Origin of the sequence: Algoriphagus terrigena DSM 22685, from assembly GCF_000429445.1 — a bacterium.
Taxonomy (GTDB): domain Bacteria; phylum Bacteroidota; class Bacteroidia; order Cytophagales; family Cyclobacteriaceae; genus Algoriphagus; species Algoriphagus terrigena.
On the sequence record NZ_AUBW01000013.1, the window covers coordinates 97,707 to 120,079 of the forward strand.

The following is a 22,373-nucleotide window of genomic DNA, read 5'->3' on the forward strand; positions in this document are numbered from 1 at the left end:
TTTGGGTCTTGTTAAAACATGGCTCTGATACCGAAGTTGTAGAACCGCATCTGGGGGCCGAAGCCGATGTTCATCTCCAGAATATCCTGATTCGGACCTACCGTAAGCAGGTTTGATCCGCTGATGTAGGTACCCAATTCTTTGACGAAGCCGTCACCGATGATGCTTTTAGGGAACGTGTAAGAGACCTGAACTTTCGCCAGATCGAAGCGATTGGTGCTGTAGAGCCAATAGTCTGAGTTCCTGAAGTTATTGTCGCCGCTCAGTGTGGTCAATCTTGGAAAGGTCGCAGTGTCTTGTGTTTCTTCTGTCCATCGATCCCTCACCACAGCTGAGTATTTATCATCGGCATTAACCCAGAAATAGCTGTTGTTTTTCATGGCATAGGCACCGCTTCTCATGGTTCCCAATACGAAAAAGGTGAGATTTTTGACCTTGGCAGAGAGGTTGAAACCCATCGTCAGCGGTGCTCCTGACCAGCCACCCCTACCGAGGTAGACTTCATCCTGCGCATTGACGATACCGTCGCTGTTTTGATCTTTGTACTTGATATCGCCCGGCTTGACCTCGCCGAATGCCTGCGTTGGAGAGTTTTCAATTTCTTCGATTCCGCTAAACAACCCCAGGCTTTCCAATCCCCAGATCGCATCCAGGGGCATTCCTTGTCTGTTTTGGTAGCTATCTTCAAAGTTCTCTGATCTTTTGGACGCCTTGGTATTGTAGTAGATTCCCGATACGCCCATCGTCCAGTCGACGAGGCCGGTTCGCTTATTGAGATTCAATTGGAAGTCAGCTCCGTTTCTGATGTCGTTGTTATAGTTGACAAAAGGGATCCAGGAGGACTGCGGCCATCCGGTGACGAAGTGACTTGGGTACAGGATGCTGTTCTGTACAAACAAACCCGTCATCTTGCTGGTGAAGACTGAGCCATTGACCGACAGGAGATTATTGAAGAGTGAGGCGTCCAGCTGTAGGCTGATTTCTTCTCTTTTCGGGAAAGTCAAGTCCAGGTTTTCTCCCCGGCGAACGTCTGTGCCGGTATTGTTTAACCCGTCTTTCCACTCATACCATGATCCTTCGTCGGTGTAGATTGCTTCGTATAAGTAGAAGTTATCGATGTCGAGATCTGTGTTGAGAATACCCGCTGACACTGAGATCTTCAGATCATCCAGTACAGAGGACGAAGCAAGGAACTCCTCTCCGGTCACCCTCCATCCAAGTGACACCGTTGGAGAGAACGCGTTGCGGTTTCCCTCGGCCAGTTTGGCGGTATGAACCAGTGCTCCGGAGAATTCCGCGTAGTATTTCTGCTCGTAGTTGTAGCCGAAATACAGGCCTAAATTCGCATTGCTTACTTTGTGATAAATCGCAGATTCGGCGATTTGGTAGCCATTGGCAAGTAAGATTGCGGAGACGTTGTGTTTTTGATCGAACGTCCTGTTATAGTTCATCTGCGCAGACAAGGCCACAGTCTGACGGAACCAGTTGCCATTGATATTTTGGGTGCGGGAGCTCGCATCCTGTCCGTACTTTGTGAGCTTTTCGATCTGATCCATGCCGTTGTAGTTGGTCCAGGTGGGTTCGTAGACCGCATACTGGTTGTCAAATGACAGCGTGTAAGAAGTAGCGTAGTTGAGTCCAAACAAGGAGCTGAAGGACAGGCCTTCGGTCAAGTTTCTCAGATCCGCATCTATACCAGCGTTAAACTGAAACTGGCGGCTGGTGAATTTTTCGGAGCCCCCGGCAAAGATATCCGCGATCGGATTAGTCTGATCCAGTTGCGTACCCCCCAGCAGATATTTGCCGTCGATGACATGATCACTTGTCTCGACCATCTTCCAGGAAGCGTCGTCGTCCTCTTCGATGTATTCCAAGGGAATGAGCGGGGTAAACCGATTGGGTCTCAGGATAGACGCACCCTGAAAATACGCACCGGTGTTGACGCCGTTTTGGTTATTGAAGATAGCGGCAGCGTCGACTTTGGCAGAGATGAAGTCATTTAGATTGAGGTCAATGTTTCCGCGGACATTGAAGCGCTCATTGGCACTCTCTGCTGCCTGTCCAAAGTTGAGGATCGTGCCCTCGGTCATAAAGCCGACATTGGTGTAGTAGCGGGCAGTCTCGTTGCCACCGGAGATTTCCAGGTTGCCGTCGTATCTGGAATGGGCCTCTCTCAGATATTCTGGCGAGTAGTAGTCAACATTGGGATACCGATAGGGGTTGCTTCCTGAGGAATAGTTGTAGATGTCATTTTGAGAATACAGGGAAGAAAGGCCATCATTGGCTCTGGCTTCGTTATACAATGACATGTACTCGCCGGAACCCAGATATTCCGGATAAGCTTTGGGTGTGTTGACCCCGGCGTTGGTACGAAGGGTGATGTTTTGGGCATTGGCTACACCTCTTTTGGTAGAGACCATTATCACCCCTTTGGCCGCTTTGCTGCCGTATAGTGCTACCGCACTGACTCCTTTGAGAAATGTAATCTGGGCGATTTCGGTCGGGTGCACACTTTGTATGTCACGGGGAATCCCGTCTACCAACACCAGCAAACTTGCATTACCCCACAGGTTGCCGTTATAGCCGCCGACATAGGCTTCCATTCCGTCCAGAGGATTGGTGATGTAGTTATTCTCGAGGACATCGGGCATGTTGACATAGGAAACGCCCCCGATCAGATCCGCCTTATTTTTGGTTTGAAACGCCACGTTCACTCCCTGGCCTTCCAGAAAAGCAAACAAAGTGATCCCCTCCAGATTGGGACTGACCTGGATCAGACGGGTCTCGTAGCCGGGAGCCTCGACGGACAGGTAAGCGTTGGAGGAAACTTCCAATCTTGCAACTCCGAGACTGTCGGAGACAGCCGTGAAGTCATCTTCTTCGCTGGTGATTATAGCGCCCGGGATCGTTTTACCGAGACTGGACTTGACCACCGGATTGAGGATTAATTTTTGGCCGTTTTGTGCCATCAGCTGGTAGGGAAACACTACCGCCAGGACACACCATACCATGACTATTTTTATATATCTCATTACGAAAGTTCATTTAGATGATGAAAAGATTAACATCGCCTGCTTACCAGCCGGGATTCTGCGTCATCTCCGGATATAGCGACACATCAGATACTTTCAGGGGCAGCCAGTAGTGCCTTTCCGTAAACGGACGCTTCAGGATCACTTCCTCCCGGATGTTTGCCACGCGATTCTGGGTGGGGTCATCGTAGTTGAATTCGCCGACGCGATCCATTTCCAGTGAGGTCTTCACAGTATAGGGCTCGTCGATCAACAGCATCCAACGACGAAGGTCGGTGAAGCGATGTCTCTCGAACGCCAGCTCTACAGCGCGCTCTCTTCTCAACTCCGGTAAAAACACCTCCACTGATCCGACGAATTTGCTGTGGACGGGAGCCATTCCCGCCCGATTTCGGATGACGTTCACGGCATCCACAGCGGACTTGGCAAATGTAGCACTCGGGGTATTCGGTGAGTTGTAGCCCATCAGTGCCGCTTCGGCGTACATCAGATAGATGTCCGCCACTCTCATGTAAGGCACGTTGATGTGAAGAGAAGTCCCCCAGTCGTACGCGTTGTCATACTTATTGGCTTTGAGGGGAACAAACTTTTTGCTCATGTAGCCGGTGCGGCTTCCGTTGCTCTGGTTTCTGTAGCTGCCGCCTGTAAAAAGGTTGGCGTGCCGGTTGACTTCTTGACTTTGGTCCGGAATTGATCCCTGGATTACTTTGACTCCGTCAAACGTGATGTCGCTGTAGAATCTCGGGTCCCGACCCTTCCAAGGGTAATGTGGATCATAGCCGGACTCAGGGTCGGGCTTAGAGATGTCTTCGGGAAGTGGCAATCCATTGGCCATGCCATAGTTGTCATGCACATAGTTGGCTGTAGGCATAAACATTGTCGCATCGCCCTGACTGATCAGCAAAGGCATGAACTGCTTCGAAATCTGATAGTTACTCCCATTGGCACCGGTCGTAGGAGCACGAAACATCGCCTCCGTTCCTCCGGGCATTGCCCAGTTTTGCCCCGTGGTATAGAACAGATTGGACTTCTGTGCAAAAGGCATCAGCGAGTACAAGGTCTGACCGCTTTCGATCAATTGAAGCAGCTCGCCAAACACCTCTGCAGCCTTCTTGGCGTACTCGGTGTCGTAGGACTCGCTGCCGGTATCGGTGAAATTCATCAGCGGACTGGCTGCCCATAGGAGGTTTTTGCCGAGGTAGCCCAAAGCCATTGCTTTGTTGATACGCATGGTATTTTTGCCAATGGTGTTTTTGCCCGCCGAGGTATTGTCCCAGTTGAGGGGCAGAAGGTCCGCTGCCCGGCGAAGATCCTCTGCGACTCGATCTGCGCTTTCTCTGTAAGTGAGCCGGGGAAGCCGAAGTTTTTCGTCGCTGGGCAACACATAGTCGATGTAAGGCAGGCCGCCGAAATACTGGATCAGTTGAAAATGAAACCACCCCCTGAAAAAAAGCAGCTGGCTTTCGATGAGATCTCTTTCTTCAGCGGTAGCATCTGTGAGCCGGTTGAGATTTTCGAGTCCCAAATTTGCTTTTCGGATGCCCCGCCAAGCTAGCGGCCACAAGGCTTTTGCATGGTGTCCGTTGATGGTGGAAGCGTTGCCTTTATCAAACCATCCTACACCACCCCCTTGCTCTGCCTGCCAGGCCCAGAAGTTACCTCGATCAAAGTTGTAGGAGACGGTGAAGGTACCCGCTGTGGACTCGATCTCATCTTCGCCAAAGTTCCAGGCACTAACCCAATAGGACAGGGTGAAGTTGGGGATGCAGTGATACAGCTCCTCTGTAAAACCCTGAAAGTTGGTAAAATTCTGAAAAGCGGTCTCCTCGGAGATAATTGATTCCGGAGACCGTTCGAGGTAATCTTCGCAAGAAGTGACAGATAGAAAAAGGCCTACCAGAAAACTTCCCTTTATGATATTCTTTAGATAGTTGTTCATATGGAATACTGGTTTAGAATGTGACGTTTAGCCCTAGATTGATTCTTTTGACAGTAGGATATGCACCTGCGTAGCCAGCGGAAGAGAAGTTGGACTCCCGATCATCAGGCATGTCCGTCCATAACAGGAGGTTGTTACCATTGAGATAGAGTCTGAAAGTTTCTACTCCCATATTTCTCACCCACTCCTGGTTGAATGCGTAGGCGATCTCGGCATTCTTCAGTCTGAGGTAAGAGCCATCGTAGAGATAGCGCTGTCCATTGCTGTAGCCAGGCATCAGTGCTCCCCATCTCGGCATCGGAGAATCCGGGTCCACGTTCTCTTCAGACCAGTAGGTTCCTTCTTCATAGACTCGATTCAGACGGTTGTTGAGACTGGCCAGGGGAACATCCCGGGTGACGTTGTTGACACCATAGAATTGTACGTAGATGCTGAGACCCTTCCACTCCGCACCGAGATTCGTGCTGAAGGTGTTTTCCGGCACACCGGAGTATCCATAGGGAGCGGAGTCAAAGGAGTCGATCACTCCATCTCCGTTAAAGTCCAAGATTTGCATCCCGCCGGGGAGTTTCATCTGGTCATTTGAGTTGTGAGGCGTACTGGCGTAGAGTTCATCCCATGAGCTGTAGTAGCCATTGCTGATATGATTGCGGTATTGTCCGAGCTGATAGCCCTGGTCTTTCTGATACGCTAATTGCAGTTCAGGATCGTCGCGTTCGATTACGACGTTTTCAGCATGTGTCATGGAGAAATCGCCCCAGACACGGATTTGGTTTTCGAAGGTGTAACTGGAGCCAATTGTCAGTTCAAAACCCTTCGTCTTCACTCGCCCGAGGTTGGCTGCGGGAGCCGTAGTACCGTAGTAGCTGGGGATGGAGCGGTCGCCGGACATCAGGATGTCTTTGCGGTCGTCTTCGAAGTATTCAAAGTTGCCGTTGATGAGTCCGTTGAACAGTTCGACTTCGAGACCAATGTTGGTTTTGTACACCGTCTCCCAGTGAACTTGCGGATTGCCGACCGAGGACTGACTATACCAAGTGTAAGGGCTGTATTCGCCGCCTTCACCGATTATACCCAGCTGCGAACTGTTGCCATAGCTCCACTGATCCATAAACAGGAAACGACCCCCGATGTTGTCGTCCCCGACTTCTCCGTAACTGGCGCGCACTTTCAGGAAGTCGATCACAGAAAGTGATTTCATGAATCCTTCTTCCGAAATAACCCAGCCGATCCCTCCGGAAGAGAAGAAGGCGAAGCGGTACTCAGGCGAGAATTTTTCAGAGCCGTTGTATGCTCCGCTGTAGTCTAGCAGGTACTTGTTTTTGTAATCGTATGTTGCCCTGAAAACCCAGTCTTCCCGGTAGGAAGGGATCATGTTACCGGTTGCGTCTTCTTGACGGCTCATCAAGCCCATCACCGAATAGTTGTGCCGATCCGCGATACTGCCTGCATAGTTGAGCTGAAGCTGGTAATACAGCCTTCGTTGTGCTCCGTCGACGGTTCCGGCGGACGTGCCCCAGGTCACCGCTTCCCTGAAGTCAAATCGGCTGTTGGCATCGACCACGTCGTCATATAGATGTACGCCCGTCGTAGGATCGATCCACTTTTGAAACGGCGTGTTGTACAGGTCATTTACTCCTCTGTTTCTTTCGGTAAAGGAATTGTCCACTGCCAAGGTCCCGCGGAAATCCAGACCTTTCAAGATCATTCCGAGGTCTTGGTTCAGGACAAAGTTTGTGGACAGTTGTGTCGTAGTCAGGTATTGCACCCCGCTGACGGCGAGGATTCTGACGGAGTTTTCCGCTGCTACGTCATCCGGGGTATACACTCCCCATGCGCCATCCGCATAGACTGGTAAGAATGCATCCGGCGGGTTGCCGTAAGCGGCACTCCAGAAACTGTTAGAATCACCCCCTCCCCAGGGGGTCTTTCTCGTGCCATAAGATCCGCCGAGATTCACCTGAAGCTTGGTGGTTGGAGTCAGTTGAAAATCCAGATTGCTCCGGAAGTTGAGGCGGTTGTAGTTGTATCCGGGGTCATATCCGCGGTTGTTATCAAAATCTCTAAAAAGGTCACCCTCGTTTTGAAAATCGATGCTTGCAAAGTACTGGGTAAACTTGGTTCCTCCCTGGATTCCCACGTTGGCATTGTAGGCCATTGCGTAGTCTTTGAAGAGGGTTTCTTGCCAGTCAATGTTTGGGTAGCGCTCAGACTCCTCAAGATTGGCAGGGTTTAGATATTTGTTTTGGATAGAAAAAGGGATGTAATCGGACCATCCGGATGGATTGGCAGTGAGTTCGTTTTCGATCGCTCTGTTTCGCACCCCGATCGCGCTGAAAGCGTCGTATTTTCCAGGAAGTTTAGAGACTAACTTGACTGTAGAGCTGACGTTGGCGGTGATCTGGGCCTTCCCTTCTCGGCCCCGTTTGGTGGTCACAATGATTACTCCATTGGCACCTCGGGAACCGAATACCGCGGTTGCTGAGGCATCTTTCAAGACAGAGATGCTCTGCACGGAACCGATATCCATCGTGTTGAAAAACTCAGGACGCTCGACACCGTCCACAAGGATCAATGGTGCGTTTCCATTCCAGCTATTTTGGCCCCGAATGACGATCTGGGGACTTTCTCCACCGGGAACCCCGGTGCTTGCGGTCGTGATCACTCCTGGTAGGTTACCGGTGAGTGCTGAGCCGACGTTGGATACGCCCCCGGTTCGCTTGAGGACTTCACCACTGGTCTGAGCCACGGCTCCGACGATGGTTTCTTTTTTCTGCTCGGCATATCCGATCACAATCACTTCCTCAAGCGATTGTAGATCTTCCTCCAGCATCACATTGATAAACGCGGCATTGGTTACCAGCATTTCTTTCTCTACAAAACCGATAAAACTAAAGACGAGGATGTCGCCTTCATTAACATCGATGATGTATTCGCCGTTGAGATCAGTGGTCGTACCGCGGTTGGTATTTTTGATCCGAACCGTCACTCCCGGCAGTGCCAATCCGGTGTGATCCAAGACTTGTCCCCTGATTTCAATTTCTCTCGGCGTGATCTCCGGGGCGGGTTGCTCTCTCTTGGGTCCGGTGGTGATATGGATGTTTTCATCCAGCTGAACAAACTTCAGATTTGCCTGAGTGGCTAGTTCCAACAGCACCTCCGAGAGCGGTGCCTTGATCTTTGCCAGATCGACTCTCAATCGGTCGACGGGTACTTTCGCCTTGTTGTAGGTGAACTGAAAACCGCTTTGGGTCTCAAGCTCGGCGATAACCTTGTGTAGTGTGCTTCCTTTGCAATTGACTGTGACAGTGACATCTTCAAGTCCTTTTAATTGGGCATTGCTGGTATTTGCCAGTAGAACTACTGTGCAAAACAGCTGAAAGACGAACGCACACACAAAATATTTGGAAAGCATAATGATTTTCCTAAGTATTGATTTTTCCATACTTTTGTTTATGATTTTAAGTGTGTAAAACTTGAGATTTAGCCTTTGATTAATTTGACGATTGGACCAAGGGCTATAGGCAGGAGAGCATCGCTTTCCTGCCTATTTTCATTTTTCAGCTTGTGTTTTTTCGACGGGTGTTCATGGTTATTTTGGTCTATGGGTTTGAGATTATTACTGTTTTATCGACTATTTCATATTTGAATTCAGAGGAGATGCTTATGCCGTCCAGCACTTGATCGAGGGGTTTGTTGCGATAGCGTCCTGAGTAGGACCAGTCCTCACTTATCGTCAGGTTGCTTTGGATGGTGACACCATACCATGACTCCAACTTTGCGAGAACCTCGGAATAGGTATTGTCTTTGAATACCAGGTTTTGATCTTTCCAGCCGAAAACCACCATTGGGTCAAACGCACTCATGGATACTGCTCCGTTCTTGTCTTTGATCAGCATTTGGTTGGGTAAGAGCGTGATCACTTCGCCATCAGGATCTTCGACTTCCACTTTGCCTTCAACCAGAGCCAGTTCAAAATTTTCGCCTTCCTTGAGATTAAAAGAGGTACCCAATACCCTCACTTGATTTCGTTCCGTATGGATGACGAAAGGCCGATCTGTATTCTTGGTTACCTCAAAGTAGGCCTCTCCCGTCATGTGGACCTCTCTCTGATCCGCAGCGAAGGTCTCGGGGTATTCGATGCTGCTTTCGGCGTTGAGATGGACGACTGTGCCGTCCGGGAGTTTGAACTTGTACTTTTGGCCGGCGGGATTGTGTACACTGAGTAATGTCCTCTTGGGGGAGCTCTCCACGGGATTGTCTTTTTGACCGCCAAAAAAGTCAATGCTATACACGGCGGAAAACACCATGAGCAGGATCGCCGCTACTTTGTGCCAGCCGCTCCACTGAAAATGTCTGCCGTCGGGCCTTGTTTGATGACTTTTCTCCACGATGTTTTCATAGAGATCCATATAAGCTTGATCAGAGAGTTCATATCTGGTCTTATACTGCACCAAGCCTATAATTTCGCGGGCCTTCTGGACGGTCACCCTCCTGTCGGGGTTGTTTTCGATCCATTTCAGCCAAAAGTGATCGGTTTCTTCACCCGGATTTTTAACCCATTGGATGAAGAATTCGTCGTTTAAAAAATCGACTACTTCGAAGTCCGCATATTTCATTTTTTCATCCATGGTCGGAATAGGTACCGCGGTCAAACCCGCGAAACTTCAAATATTTCTTTTAGCTTTTCCATGGCCCGATAGACCAGTGTTCTAGCTGTCTTTACTTCATTAAAATCCATGATCTCCGCGATCTCCTGATAGGATAGTTCCTCCTGATATAGCATCACGATGGCCTGTCGCTGCCTTGGCGAGAGTTGATTGAGTGCCTTAGTGATCTCGGCTTTGGTCTCGCTGGCAAACTCCTGCATGATCAGCTTGGACTCATGGGATGTTTCGACGAGAAAGTCATTTTCGGCAGAGCCAAAGGAAGTCAGGACTTTACTGTGCTTGTTTTCTTTTTTGATCTGCTTAAAAAGTTCCCGGTGAAACACGGTAAACAGATAGCCCTTGATCCGCTGTACGTCGCCGAGTCGGCTTTGATTTTTGCGAAGGTCAATAAACATCTTTTGCAGACAATCCCTGACCATGTCGTCTCGCTGACAGACCTGCATGCCGTAGTTGTATAGATCTGCGACGTGCTTGCGGTAGATGTAGTTGAAGGCGGCTTCATCACCAGCCTTAAAGGAAGCCCAGACCTCCCGGTCTGATTTTTCGGTATATACAACCAGCACTTTACTATGCTGCATGTACAGCATAGCAGAGGCTTCAGAGGTTTCGATAGATTTATTTTGGGTCTTTTTCATTCGAACAGGAAGGTATCTCCACTCTTCACTTATAAAGAGGAGTTTGCGAGGTCGAACAACCTCAAGATTTTAAATTATTTTCATTTATATCTCAAAAAAGCTCCATTGAAGCTCACGCACATCCATATAATTGGACAAAAGCATAGCTATGCAGAATAATATTCCGCATAAAAAACCCTCAGTCTAAAGAGGTTGGTCAGATCAATTTTTCTTAGCCAAAGAATGACAGGTAGCTTTCTGCTGGAGAATTAATTAGAGGCTAAAAAACCATTTACATCCAGCCAATGGATAAAAGCATCAAACCAGCGGTTGCTGGTTCGGCCCGGATTACCCAGCCCAAAACCGTGTCCACCGTTTTGGTAAAGATGAAACTCGACAGGGATGCCAGCTTTGTACCAGGAATCGACCACACCGAACTGGCCTTTAAAAAGAAAATCGTCTGTAGCGATTACATTAAACATGGGCGGGGCGTCTTTGGGAACTTCCACAGGTCCCATCCCGCCATAGATCGGGCCAATAAAGGCCAATTTCATCGTCTTGGAGTTCAAGGTGCTGTGCATGGTCAATCCCGCACCAGCCGAAAAACCGATCATTCCCAGTCTATCCACATCCACTCCCCATTCCTCTGCACGCTCCACAATCATGGCATAGGCAGCCTCGGCATCTTCCAATTGATCCGAAAGATCAAAGGATGCCGGTCTCGGAGGGGCTTCTCCCTGGACAGCGGGTCGTGGTGATAAGGTCTGGTTCATAGATTCTTTAAAACCATCCATGGACTCGGGAGTTGGGCGCAAGCGGTACTTGAGGACAAAGGCTGCTGTTCCCTGATCGGCAAGTGCCTGCGCTACCTCCCAACCTTCATTTCCAAGAGAAAGCCATCTGAAACCTCCACCCGGAGCCACAATTACCGCTGCACCATTGGCTTTGCCCGGTTCAGGTAAAAATGGAGTAATTGTCGCGGTGGTGATATTTCTCGCCATCGGATCACCCCATTGCTTAAACCAAGTTTCGGTAGCAGGTTGATTTTCCACTCCGCCTGTATTGAGCAAGATAGCATTGGGTTCAGCTGGTCTTTCCAGGGGATAAATAGTGCCATCCTGGGCCATGGCGGAGGAGGCGATCAACAGGCAGGACGCCAGGATCGAGTGTTTAAATAGGTTCATGATAGTATTGGGTTTTGTTAATTGCTATTGTTTGGGAAATATTATTTATCCAACTGACATACTGCTACTTAGCAACTTTAAATAGAAGATTTTTTTATATCCCCGATGAAATATCCAGTGGGCTGTACAGGTCAAACTTGGATTGATCCACCGGCTTGAAAAGCAGTTGGGAGAACATGTAAAGTCCGTTTTTCCAAACCTTGAAATCATGACCTCCAGTCTCCAGATAGTAGATGTGCGGCACCTCATTTTCTACCAAATACTCATGGGTACGGGAAGAAAAGCTCAGCAATCGATCCGCATCCCCGCAGGAGATCCAAAGCAGCTTCAGCATTTCCCTTGCCTTGTCTGGGTCTGGCACCAGGACTTGCGGTTCCTTGGTGTTTGGGGCCGAGGAAAAACCACCCACCCAGGCAAACTTGTCCAGATTGCCCAAGCCAAAGTTGAGCGACTGGCCTCCACCCATAGACAGTCCGGCGATGGCTCTGTGCTCTCTATCGGTCATTGCGGGATATTCCTTTTCGATAAACGGAATCAGGTCTTTCAGCAAGTCCTGTTCGAATGTCGCAAAGGCCTGAACCTTGTCCGGAGCCATGACATTCCCTCCTGCGCTGTCATCCGTCATTGCTCTGCCGTTTGGCATGACCACGATCATGGGTTCCAGCTTCCCGTCTGCGTAGAGGTTATCGAGAATGACCTCCGGATGTCCTCCGTTTAGCCATTCCTTTTCATCCCCTCCAATCCCGTGAAGCAGGTAGAGGACTGGATATTTCTCATCTTGAGAAAAGCCCGGAGGAGTATAAACCAAGGCGCGGCGGTCATTCCCCACGGTTGTTGAGTGATAGGTGATGGTATCAATCTTTCCGTGGGAAATCCCCTCTCTCGCTTGGTCAAACCCCGACGGGGCTTCCTTTTCTATCTGCTGGGCATGGAGATGCCCAACAAATAGAAACAATAGGATTAATAGGTTTTTTGAGCGGTTCATAGGTTTGTAGGTTATTTTTTTGGGTTGTAGTGATTTGGCAAAAACATTGGGTTTATGGGTTCATCAGGAGCTGGGCCATTTGCTCACCATAGCGGGATCCGAGTAAGCGATAACCGGCAGCAGAGAAATGAAGGCCGTCGGCAATAGCCTCGCAATCAGCCGAGGAGATCACATGGGAATTCGGAATTACATCAGGAAGCGTTGCGATGATTGGGTTCATACTTGCGCACTTCCCTCCCTGATCCGCACTCACCAATTCGCCTGCCAAGAGCGGGACAGAATCCGGTGTCAAACCAAGGTCACTAAGCAGATTGTCATAGACTCCTTTCACTTTCTTTGGCCAAGATTGGTCTCCGGTATTTGACTCTCCTTGATGTAGCAAGATGCCTTTGATTACACCGTCTTTCTGCGCAATCTTTGCCAGATCAAGTAATCTTCCGTAAGGGTTGCCGTCATATTGGGCAATCATGCCTTTCATCCACCCGGGGGCAGTTTCCACATAGGATTCATAGCTATCTTTCTCGAACAGCTCGATCTTACAACCTCCCACAGACACATTGATAATTCCGATTTTGATGCTGTCAGGAAGCGTTGCTGCCAAAGTTTTTCCAAAATAATCTCCGGGAGTAAGTCCGGTATTGCAGCGACTGAGCGGAGGCACAGCCGGATACCAATGTCCCATTTCTCTGTTTAACTCAGGACAATCCACCGCCTGAAGCACCTGAAACCGATCGTTTGCGACAGTATCCTGAGGCTCATACTTTGCGCTCCCTTCCATATTGGACTGGCCAAAGCTGAGGAAAATGTAAAAATTAGGATCTTGGGCGAAGCTCGTTGCCGTGCAGAAACAAATTAGAAAACCTATAGAAAGCAGGTTAAATGCCCTTTTTATCCAAGGATTGGATCTTTTGGTAGATATGGGGTTTATCATAGCATTTGATCTAAAGCGTATTTATTCATTTTCAACAATGCCTGACATCTCTTTTGGACGCAGACTGGATTTTTCACTGGTAGGAAAGTCATCCGGCACAGGATAAGTCACCTTGCCGCTCGCCAACCATTCCGCAGCCCTGATCACGGTAGTTTGAAATCCAACACACCTGTAAGCCGGAGGGTAAGTTTCTCCTCTCCAGAGATGACCCATACTGGAGTTATAGACATTTCCCTTCCCGTACTCTACGACCCACTCCACGGGCCACATCTTTTTGGTACCTGTACTGTCATATGCATAGGACAGCACAGTCAAATCCTCTGCGGTACCCCGGGGGTAGCTGTAAACTTCCGTATTCACAGTCTTCCAGGATGCAGGATAGCCTTCGTTAATGGGGTGAGGATTCAGTATCTGTATGAGCGCGTCAAACCGGTCTCCATGATTCGTGCCCTTCCCTTCTCCTTTGGGATGCTTGACGAGTTGCCTTTGATCATTTACTTCCAACGCGATTCCTGAATCTACTGAGCGCCAACCCAGACCGATCATCTTATCGTACTCCTTCCAGTTTGGAAACGCATTATTCGCGGAATGAAGGATATACAAGCCTCCACCATTCTGCACGTAGTCTTCAAGACTCTTCTGCGCAGGTTCGGGCCAGCTTAGCGTTAGATCATGGATGTTATTGGTGTTTTGAATGACTACCGCATAAGATTCAAAATCCGGATTCCATCCCTGCTTCTGCATACTGTCGAGAGGTACCGTAGTGACATCAACTTTAAACCTGCCGCTGCTTTCCAATATCCATTTGATCACTTCAGTGGTTTGCTTCCAGTCATGATTACTGAATCCATCCACGATTAAGACCGTGTGAACGGGCTTGGTTTGGGCAGCAAGATTTCCGCTCAAGGTGAAACACAAGCCGCATGCGATCAGCAGAGAGAACCTTCTCAACCAAAGTCTTGATGAATAAAAATCTTTCTTAAGGTCCATTAGCGATCAGTAATTATGGTTCTCTGCTTACTCAATCCATGCTTAAAATCTATTACCTGTCAGTGCTTCTGCATTTGGCAAAACTCATTTCCCTGCTACCAAAGTAATCACCTCTCCCTCAGAGGTCTTGATATCGTACAGCTTCATATCGCTCAAATCCACGGGAATAATCGTAGCAGCTGGCGACACGATCGGGTCGGCTGTAACTGGCACTTGGTAGAAAGGATTCGGGTTATCACCTCTTGCTTGGGTAAGTCCATTTCCTTCTTCTAAGCTCAAAGCATTGGGCACCCTCACTCGCAGATTTCCGCCGATTGTAGATTTGATCACGGCCTTTTCAATCTTCCCATCTTTCCATTTCAGTTCCACTACTTCAAAACCTCCTTTGGCTCTAATTCCTGTAATGCTGCCGTCTTGCCAGACGTCTGGTAAAGCCGGAAGCAAATGAATTTCCCCGTTGGCACTTTGAACCAGCATCTCGGTGATCCCAGAAGTACAGCCGAAGTTACCGTCAATTTGGAATGGTGGATGTGCATCAAAAAGGTTGTTGTAAGAACCTCCGCCTTCCCGGTTGGGACCTACCGGAGAAAGCTGGTTTTGGATGAGTTTATAGGCATGGTTGCCATCCAGCATCCTTGCCCACCAGTTGACCTTCCAACCCATGCTCCAGCCAGTGGATACATCTCCACGTTGGATCAGTGTATTTTTGGAAGCAGAATACAACTCTGGAGTACGCAAAGGAGAGATCTGGTTAGACGGGAAAAGTCCGTACAAATGGGAGATATGACGGTGATGATCATTGGGATCGTCAATATCGTCCAGCCATTCCTGGAGTTGGCCGTGCTTCCCGACATGCATCGGAGGCAGTTGATCCCGCATGGTTCTCAGCGAATCGGCGAAAGATTGATCCTTATCCAGCATCTCCGAAGCCTGGATCACCGCACTGAAAGCATCAAAAACCAATTGATTGTCCATGGTAGTTCCGGCATCCAAAGAAGATCCATCATGTGCCGCAGGGGCATTTTCAGGTGATGTTCCGGGATTGACTACCAACCAGGGTTTATCCGGATGTTTGACCAAAAAGTCCACATAGAACATTGCTGCCCCTTTTAGTATAGGATAGATAGACTTCAGATATTCCATGTCACCACTGTATTGGAAATGATCCCAAAGGTGCTGGCTAGTCCAAGCTCCGCCGCCACTCCAGATCCCCCAGAATATCGCATCCACTGGACCGGTGATTCTCCAGATGTCCGTATTGTGGTGCGCCATCCAACCCCGCGCACCATACATCACCCTGGCAGTTTCCTCACCAGCTTCGGCCATTTCAGAGACCATTTTCAGGAAAGGCTCATGAAGCTCGGCAAGATTGGTTTTCTCTGCCGGCCAGTAGTTCATCTGCGCGTTGATGTTGATGGTGTATTTGCTGTCCCATGGCGGAGACATTCCCTTGTTCCAAATCCCCTGCAAGTTTGCCGGTTGACCACCGGGCTGGGAAGATGAGATCAACAGATATCTACCGTACTGATAATAGAGGGTAGCCAAAGCAGGGTCATCCCCTGTCTTAAAGTTCTTTAGGCGCTCATCTGTCGGGAGCTTGGAAGCTTCCGTCTCGCCCAAGTCGAGGCTGACCCGATTAAAATAATTTTGATAGTCCGAGACATTGGTCTGGAGCAAAGCATCGAAAGATTTAGCAGCAGCTTTTGCCATAAATGCGGCTGCTCCGGCGTTTTCATCTCCGGAGAGATCCAGGTAGTTGTTGAAATTGGTAGCGATGGCAATGTAAACCGTCGCTTCGTCGGCATTTTTTACCGTGATGGAAGAATCGGAAGAAGTAAGCGTTCCTCCCTGATTTTTGACTTTAGCGATGCTTTTGAATTCTACTTGACCTTTCACTCCTTCATGATCTGTCGTAGTGCCGGAGATTGTCAGTTCCTTTTCTGAATTGAGGCCAATCGTAGCATTCGGCTGAGGAGTTGCCATAGATGCTGTGAATGAGATCATGCCGGGCTTGCTGGCTGTCAAGTGAACTGCGATCACATTATCAGCAAATGAAGCGATGGCTTCCCGGGTATATGTCACGCCAGCTACAGTATAGCTGACTTTGGAAATTGCCTTTGCTATATCCAATTCTCTACGATAATCTGTAAATGTACCATGTCCCTCAAAGGCGATATTCAGATCACCCACAGGCTGAAACTTCTGCCCATGAGACTTCTTGCTTTGAATAGTTTTGGCTGCCAATTCCTCCGCTTCTTTTTGTTTTCCTTCGAAGATCAAGCGTCGGATTTCGGGCAGGGCTGCCAAGGCATCCGGGTTATCATTCCGATTGGGCCCCCCGGACCAAACGGTATGCTCGTTAAGCTGAATCAGCTCATTTTCTACGTTGCCATAGATCATTGCACCCAGCCGACCGTTGCCGATCGGCAAGGCGTCCGTCCATACATCTGCAGCTGGCTGCTTGTACCAAAGTGTCAAGGGCGAGCTTTCCTGAGCTTTTACCTGAAGGGAAAAAGCCACAAAAAGCACTACAAATAAGCTTCTTAAAGAATACTGACTATTAAGCATCTTGGGTATATTAATATTTTTCATTTCAATTCAATTGGCGCTTACATCTCAACCAACGCCTTGATCACTCCGGTTTCCGGATTTAGCCACGACTGAAAATCATCCTTCACCTGATCAAATTTCACTTTGTGCGTGATGTACTTTTCCACTGACAATTGTCCGGAGGCCATCGCATCCAGCACCTGATCAAAGTCCTCTCTGGTGGCATTTCTGCTACTCATTAAGGTTGCTTCCCGCTTATGAAACTCGGGGTGCGAGAAGGCAATCTCTCCTTTTTGCAAGCCTACCAAGACATAAGAACCTCCGTGGGCTATGTATTGAAATCCCTGATTGATTGCCGCCAAACTTCCGGTCGCATCAATCACAGCATCGCAAAAATCTCCTTTGGTGATCTCCTGGATGACCTCTCGAGCAGTTGCTCCAGCTTTCACCACGTGAGGAATGTTCCAGACATCCTTACAAAACTCCAGTCGCTTCTCATTTATATCCATCGCGATCACAGTACCACCAGCGATACGTGCAAATTCCATGACGCCCAGTCCGATCGGTCCGGCACCGATGACCAGCACAAACTGCCCCGGCTTCACTCCTGCCCTGCGGACTCCATGGGCGCCTATCGCAAATGGCTCAGCCAAGGCAAGTTGCTCCAGGTTTAATCCTTCCTTTTTCACCAAAGAAGAAACCGGCAAGGAGACAAACTCCTGCATCCCGCCATCCTCATGGACGCCAAAAACGCTTATTTTCTGACAGCAATTCGGCTTTCCATTTCTACAGGCCACGCAGATTCCACAGCTGAAATAGGGAATCACAGTCACCATGTCACCCTTGGAAATCAGTTCGCTATCTCCGATTTCCACCACTTCGCCAGCCAACTCGTGTCCCAGCGTTCTGGGATAGGAAAAGAAGGGTTGCGTCCCTTCAAACGCATGCAAGTCAGTGCCGCAGATACCGATTCTCTTGATCTTGACAATGGCCCTTCCTTCGGAAAGCTGTGGCAATTCCCCGTCCTGATATGCAAATTGCCCTGGCGAGGTGCAGCTTAAAATTTTCATCTAGTTTGGTTCAAATTAAATTCTGATAAATACTTGGCGATCAAGCCCTGCTCTTTGCACGCGTCCCAAAATGAATCGGGAATTGGCGTCGTGCAAAACTCCGCGTTAGCCCGGATTCTATGCATTGAGGTGGAGTTCAGAGCCAAGGAATTAACTCCGGGAAGCAGAAGGGCAAACTGGATGCAGGCATGAGCGGGATCTATGGCGTGCCCTTCGCAAAGAGCAAAAAACTTCCTTCTCCAGAGGAACCGTTCATTGAAGACGGGGTCATTTGAGTTCATTTTCTGATAATCAAAGTAATCCCCACCCACCAAGAATCCCGAATGGAAAACCGCTGAATTGACAATGCCCACGCCTTCCTTTTCCAGTAATCTCATAAATTCAAACAGCTCCACAGGATGATCGTAGATCGTCATGCTATTGGCTATCATCACCCAGTCGAGCGGAAAATGCTGATAAATCTTCCGGATCACCTTCCAGTCTTTCGATCCAACACCGATCGCTTTTACTTTGCCGGCTTGCTTCAGTTCGTCCAGAGCCGCGTAGCCTTCCAGGATATCTTCAAATCGCCTTTCGTAATCTTCCGATGAAGTCGCCAGATCCAAATACTCGTCGGGATCATGAATGGAAACCAGCTGGCTTTCATAGCCTTTCAACAGTGCATTTCCCTCTTCGAAACAGGCTAAGATCCCCTGATAACTGATGTCCTGAACTGCGTCATGAGTCAAATCTTTCCACACATCACGCTCAAAAGTAGGTTCGGATCCGCTCAAGGACGCCCGCTTCCATCCCAGCTTGTTACTGATGAGCACCTTACTTTTTGGTACTTTCAAGTCAAAAAGCGCCTGCCCCAAAACCTCCAGGGCCATTCCGGCTCCGTACTTTCCTGCCGAGTCAAAGACTGCCCCTTCAGGAAAACATTCCAGCGCCGCCAATACCAACTCGAGCTTGTGCCCATAGGGCCTGGCCTCGTATAGATTACCGAGCGAACTCGTCCCAATAATCATAGCTGGTACTGATATGCCGGTTTTTCCTAATTCCATATATGAAGATGCTTCAAGCAATTGTGGCAAGGGAATTCTATCTGGTATAAACCCAGTTTCCCAAAACAAAAAACCAATATCATCAATCTGACTAAAAGTATATTGGTCAAACGTTTGACCTCTCGATCCAAACTCCTATCTATAAACCCCTGAGCTTTCGTCCGTTTATTTTAGATTGCGCATATACCCAAGATGAGAAAGAAGAGAATCAGCATCACCGACATCGCCACTGCGCTCCACGTCACGCCATCCACGGTCTCCAGAGCCCTAAATGGAGGTGGAAAAGTCAGTGAGAAGAAGCGACTGGAGATTCTTTCCTTGGCTAAAAAACTGGGGTACAGGCCTAACCCGATTGCGAAGAGTTTGGTGGAAAACCGAACTCACACGATCGGGTTGATCATCCCGGAATTCACCCACCATTTCTACAGCCGCATGCTTGCCGGGATCGAAAGCGTCACTTCCAAGGCCGGGTACCAATTGCTGATCTGTACTTCCAACGAAAAGCAAAAACAGGAAATCAAGTCCACGCAAACGCTCTTAGACGCACGAGTCGACGGAATTCTCGCGACGATCTCCAAGATGAATGACAAATTTGAGCATCTGCAGGAGGTGATGGACAGCGGAACTCCTTTGGTGCTGGTGGATAGGTTTTCCGAGGAAATAGAGACTCCCTACGTCATCTCAGACGACTTCAATGGGGCATTCTCTGCAGTAGATTACCTGTGTCAAAACGGCTGCAAACACATCCTTCATATCAAAGGACCGGCAAATCTATCCACGACCTTCAATAGATTTATGGGGTACAAGGAGGCGCTTCGAAAGCATGGAATAGCCTTCAACGAGGAGTTGATTCTGGAAAGCAGCGATACCAATCTGGTAGAAAAAATCAGGTTCTGTCTCTCGAATCTTCCTGTGGATGGCGCATTTGCCTATAGTGATTACCTGGCTTTTGAGATCTACAAAGTCGCAAGCGAACTGAAAATCCAGATTCCTGGGCGACTTTCGGTGATAGGCTATGCAGACGAGCCCATTTCCACCTACATCAACCCTACTTTGAGTAGCGTCAATCAGCAACCCTTTGAAATGGGAGTTGCCGGAGCCAAGTATCTGTTGAACAAAATAAGCAACCCGGAAACCGTATTGGAGGTAAAAACCCTAGCCACCAGATTAGTGATTCGGGAATCCACGCAAGCGGTAAAAACTGGGCACTAGACAAGCCCTATCAAGCCAGAAGACCGGAGAGTGGATCCGGGTTTGATTCCGCCACTGGCGTAAAAGAATTTATTGCAAACCCATTCCGGGGAAGATATAAATTCGGTAAATTCCGACAATTGTCCTGGGAAAAGTTGCGGGAAGAAGAAAACCACCTTCTGAAACCTGTAATCCTTCGCTCGTCCAACTGACAAACTCCAAGTGGGTATTTTTCATTGGAAAGTATTTTCTGACAGTTTTTTAATCGATAGTTTCTTCAGTTTTATCCATCATAAACACTTTTTACCATGGCAGTACGACGTACAACAAACAATGATTTCGTATCAAGAGAGGAAGCATATGCGAGTGCGCTTCTTGAAGCAGCAAAATTCTCATTGAGCTCAAGCTCAGAGGCACTTAAGACCCGGTCACTTGCACTCGACCCCAATGCGATCGAGCTATTCGACATCAACGGGCACCTCCTGTTTTATGACTTTGCCTTGCAATCGGGCCGAATCCAAGTGGCGACCGTGCGTGCTGCCGCAAGTCGGGCCGTCGGCAAGCCTGTCGTCTCTATTCGTTTAGGCGCCCAAAAATGGGATTTGGAAGCCTCCAAAAGAAGGATCGGCGAAATTTTACAGGGAAGGTTTTCACAGTTCAAGGTCGTGGGCACGACGCTGGTCTGCTATAGCTACCCGAAAGTTGGGCTTATGGTCGGTCTGAGAAATGATACCGAGCGGCTTCAGCTGGTCTTTGATATCTCCGATTTCTCGCTCATTCCTACCAGACCCGAGAGAGAAAATTCCGAAGGAGTTTATAGCTGGTCTTTCCTGGATTCCCTTGACCCGCGTACGGCAGAGACGAATAGAAAAAACTACGAACAGGCCGCCAGTCTGACCAAAAGAGTCTTTGAAGGAGAATATGGCGGAGAGTCTATCTATAGAATCAGCGAGATCGCGGCTGTGAGGGACTTTTCAAAGTTGGTTTTAAAAACCCGCGCAGAGAAGAAACTACAATTCTGCACCCATTACACTCATGACGAGGATGGCTCGCACCATTGCTTCATCCTGCATGCCCAGCAGCTCAGCGACTACTGTTCGGTTGCTACATGCCAGATGATACTGTGTTATTACCGATATTATTACGGTCAAAACGACATCGCGCCCTCACTGGGATACACCTCAGGAAACGGCTGCCCGGCAGACGTCTCCGCAGGGTATGAGTCGTTGAGCAACAATCATCTCAACGCAACCTATGACACGACGCCATCGTGGACTGAGGCCTGCAATCAGATTAACAAATTGCAGCCGATGAAATCAGGCGTGCCCGGACATGCGCGTGCCATTGCGGGCTATTCGAGGAATATGTTTTCTATACTGGGGGCTGACGACAGTGACCGAAAACTGTTTGTGTACGATCCCTGGCCATGGAATGCAGACCTTAAGGCAGGAGGCGATGTGTACTGGGAAGACTGGGATTCCATCACCCACACCAATTTCGTCTACACGAAACTTGATTATTAAACGATTTGACGACAAAAGATGCACTCAGCAGAGGATATTCTCCAGCTTGTACAACAAGAGATTAGGCAGGGACTACATGACTCCTTTCCAATGCTCTCCAAAACAACTCCAGGAAATCCTGTCCCGCTATTCGACGCTCAGCAAAGACACCAATATTGGTTAATCCCGTTTTTGTTGAGTGATCGGGTGCGCGGCTTGGCCATCCTTGACCTTACCGGCCGTCTCGTGTCCCATGGGGTGTTGACTCCAAACGTGACCGATGAAATCCAATTGATGACCACGACATTTTTTGAAGCCGTTCCATCGAAGGCTTTGGACGAAATACGGCAGGAGTACGGCGGATTTCGCTTTACTCCGCCCTTTTTGTCCTATGACGAAACTCCCCGACGATGGGCTTGGCTGCTCCGATTGGAGAAGGAAACTGCGGAGCAAAGATCAATTTTCATAGGCCCCCAGGGCTGGTATGAAAAAAGAGATCCCAGCCAAAGGGAGGGATGAGGACGGGCTTCTGTCGTGTGTCCGCCTATCTCCACACGGCAAAAAAACCGGTTGCCCGGTCTCGATCTCGCTTTCTCACCCCCACAGTTTGATTTTTTGAACAGACTTGTGTCCGTATTGGATGATTTTCGCACCCATTCATCAAGTTTCTGA

15 protein-coding genes are annotated in these 22,373 nt (G+C 48.9%); 3 read left to right on the forward strand and 12 right to left on the reverse strand.

Annotation, left to right across the window (positions count from 1 at the left end; all coding sequences use genetic code 11):
• Nucleotides 1-11: 11 nt before the first annotated feature.
• From G459_RS0113250 to G459_RS0113305, 12 genes are all read right to left on the reverse strand, one after another.
• Nucleotides 12-3,032 (reverse strand): SusC/RagA family TonB-linked outer membrane protein, encoded by a 3,021-nt coding sequence (locus G459_RS0113250; protein ID WP_026968088.1) that lies wholly within the window; start codon nucleotides 3,030-3,032, stop codon nucleotides 12-14.
• Nucleotides 3,033-3,075: 43 nt separating this feature from the next.
• On the reverse strand, nucleotides 3,076-4,971 hold the full coding sequence (locus tag G459_RS0113255; protein WP_026968089.1) for a RagB/SusD family nutrient uptake outer membrane protein: 1,896 nt from the start codon (nucleotides 4,969-4,971) through the stop codon (nucleotides 3,076-3,078).
• A 13-nt stretch (nucleotides 4,972-4,984) separates the two neighbouring features.
• Nucleotides 4,985-8,416, reverse strand: a complete 3,432-nt coding sequence (locus tag G459_RS0113260) for a SusC/RagA family TonB-linked outer membrane protein (protein WP_026968090.1) — start codon at nucleotides 8,414-8,416, stop codon at nucleotides 4,985-4,987.
• Between the two features lie 157 nt (nucleotides 8,417-8,573).
• The gene (locus G459_RS0113265; protein ID WP_245588182.1) at nucleotides 8,574-9,602 is read right to left on the reverse strand and encodes a FecR family protein; all 1,029 of its coding nucleotides are present in this window, start codon (nucleotides 9,600-9,602) and stop codon (nucleotides 8,574-8,576) included.
• A 20-nt stretch (nucleotides 9,603-9,622) separates the two neighbouring features.
• Nucleotides 9,623-10,276 carry an RNA polymerase sigma factor gene (locus tag G459_RS0113270; protein ID WP_026968092.1) on the reverse strand — a complete coding sequence of 218 codons (654 nt, stop codon included), beginning with the start codon at nucleotides 10,274-10,276 and terminating at the stop codon, nucleotides 9,623-9,625.
• A gap of 248 nt (nucleotides 10,277-10,524) precedes the next feature.
• Entirely contained in the window at nucleotides 10,525-11,439 is a 915-nt protein-coding gene (locus tag G459_RS0113275; protein ID WP_026968093.1) for an alpha/beta hydrolase, read from the reverse strand.
• A gap of 94 nt (nucleotides 11,440-11,533) precedes the next feature.
• A complete protein-coding gene (locus G459_RS0113280) occupies nucleotides 11,534-12,424 on the reverse strand; it encodes an alpha/beta hydrolase (RefSeq protein ID WP_026968094.1) in 891 nt (296 codons plus the stop codon).
• 52 nt (nucleotides 12,425-12,476) lie between these two features.
• Complete coding sequence (locus G459_RS0113285; protein ID WP_245588183.1) at nucleotides 12,477-13,355, reverse strand: sialate O-acetylesterase; 879 nt, start codon at nucleotides 13,353-13,355, stop codon at nucleotides 12,477-12,479.
• Nucleotides 13,356-13,376: 21 nt separating this feature from the next.
• Nucleotides 13,377-14,345 carry a ThuA domain-containing protein gene (locus tag G459_RS27435; protein WP_084454492.1) on the reverse strand — a complete coding sequence of 323 codons (969 nt, stop codon included), beginning with the start codon at nucleotides 14,343-14,345 and terminating at the stop codon, nucleotides 13,377-13,379.
• 84 nt (nucleotides 14,346-14,429) lie between these two features.
• Nucleotides 14,430-16,937 (reverse strand): glycoside hydrolase family 95 protein, encoded by a 2,508-nt coding sequence (locus G459_RS0113295; protein WP_245588184.1) that lies wholly within the window; start codon nucleotides 16,935-16,937, stop codon nucleotides 14,430-14,432.
• 17 nt (nucleotides 16,938-16,954) lie between these two features.
• Nucleotides 16,955-17,965 carry a zinc-binding alcohol dehydrogenase family protein gene (locus G459_RS0113300; RefSeq protein ID WP_026968097.1) on the reverse strand — a complete coding sequence of 337 codons (1,011 nt, stop codon included), beginning with the start codon at nucleotides 17,963-17,965 and terminating at the stop codon, nucleotides 16,955-16,957.
• Entirely contained in the window at nucleotides 17,962-19,008 is a 1,047-nt protein-coding gene (locus G459_RS0113305; protein ID WP_026968098.1) for an aldo/keto reductase, read from the reverse strand. The genes G459_RS0113300 and G459_RS0113305 overlap by 4 nt, the downstream gene beginning before the upstream one ends.
• Nucleotides 19,009-19,200: 192 nt before the next feature.
• Here G459_RS0113305 and G459_RS0113310 point away from each other — a divergent pair, with 192 nt between their 5' ends.
• The 3 genes from G459_RS0113310 (at nucleotide 19,201) to G459_RS0113320 (ending at nucleotide 22,220) form a co-directional block, all read left to right on the forward strand.
• A complete protein-coding gene (locus G459_RS0113310; protein WP_026968099.1) occupies nucleotides 19,201-20,220 on the forward strand; it encodes a LacI family DNA-binding transcriptional regulator in 1,020 nt (339 codons plus the stop codon).
• Between the two features lie 287 nt (nucleotides 20,221-20,507).
• Nucleotides 20,508-21,722 (forward strand): cysteine peptidase family C39 domain-containing protein, encoded by a 1,215-nt coding sequence (locus G459_RS0113315; RefSeq protein WP_026968100.1) that lies wholly within the window; start codon nucleotides 20,508-20,510, stop codon nucleotides 21,720-21,722.
• A 90-nt stretch (nucleotides 21,723-21,812) separates the two neighbouring features.
• Nucleotides 21,813-22,220, forward strand: a complete 408-nt coding sequence (locus G459_RS0113320; protein WP_026968101.1) for a hypothetical protein — start codon at nucleotides 21,813-21,815, stop codon at nucleotides 22,218-22,220.
• Nucleotides 22,221-22,373 lie beyond the last annotated feature (153 nt).

Bases quoted from the DNA above. Each gene is read 5' to 3' on its own strand.
- G459_RS0113250 (WP_026968088.1), bottom strand. From the start codon at position 3,032: ATGAGATATATAAAAATAGTCATGGTATGGTGTGTCCTGGCGGTAGTG.
- G459_RS0113255 (WP_026968089.1), bottom strand. From the start codon at position 4,971: ATGAACAACTATCTAAAGAATATCATAAAGGGAAGTTTTCTGGTAGGC.
- G459_RS0113260 (WP_026968090.1), bottom strand. From the start codon at position 8,416: ATGGAAAAATCAATACTTAGGAAAATCATTATGCTTTCCAAATATTTT.
- G459_RS0113265 (WP_245588182.1), bottom strand. From the start codon at position 9,602: ATGGATGAAAAAATGAAATATGCGGACTTCGAAGTAGTCGATTTTTTA.
- G459_RS0113270 (WP_026968092.1), bottom strand. From the start codon at position 10,276: ATGAAAAAGACCCAAAATAAATCTATCGAAACCTCTGAAGCCTCTGCT.
- G459_RS0113275 (WP_026968093.1), bottom strand. From the start codon at position 11,439: ATGAACCTATTTAAACACTCGATCCTGGCGTCCTGCCTGTTGATCGCC.
- G459_RS0113280 (WP_026968094.1), bottom strand. From the start codon at position 12,424: ATGAACCGCTCAAAAAACCTATTAATCCTATTGTTTCTATTTGTTGGG.
- G459_RS0113285 (WP_245588183.1), bottom strand. From the start codon at position 13,355: ATGATAAACCCCATATCTACCAAAAGATCCAATCCTTGGATAAAAAGG.
- G459_RS27435 (WP_084454492.1), bottom strand. From the start codon at position 14,345: ATGGACCTTAAGAAAGATTTTTATTCATCAAGACTTTGGTTGAGAAGG.
- G459_RS0113295 (WP_245588184.1), bottom strand. From the start codon at position 16,937: ATGAAAAATATTAATATACCCAAGATGCTTAATAGTCAGTATTCTTTA.
- G459_RS0113300 (WP_026968097.1), bottom strand. From the start codon at position 17,965: ATGAAAATTTTAAGCTGCACCTCGCCAGGGCAATTTGCATATCAGGAC.
- G459_RS0113305 (WP_026968098.1), bottom strand. From the start codon at position 19,008: ATGGAATTAGGAAAAACCGGCATATCAGTACCAGCTATGATTATTGGG.
- G459_RS0113310 (WP_026968099.1), top strand. From the start codon at position 19,201: ATGAGAAAGAAGAGAATCAGCATCACCGACATCGCCACTGCGCTCCAC.
- G459_RS0113315 (WP_026968100.1), top strand. From the start codon at position 20,508: ATGGCAGTACGACGTACAACAAACAATGATTTCGTATCAAGAGAGGAA.
- G459_RS0113320 (WP_026968101.1), top strand. From the start codon at position 21,813: ATGCTCTCCAAAACAACTCCAGGAAATCCTGTCCCGCTATTCGACGCT.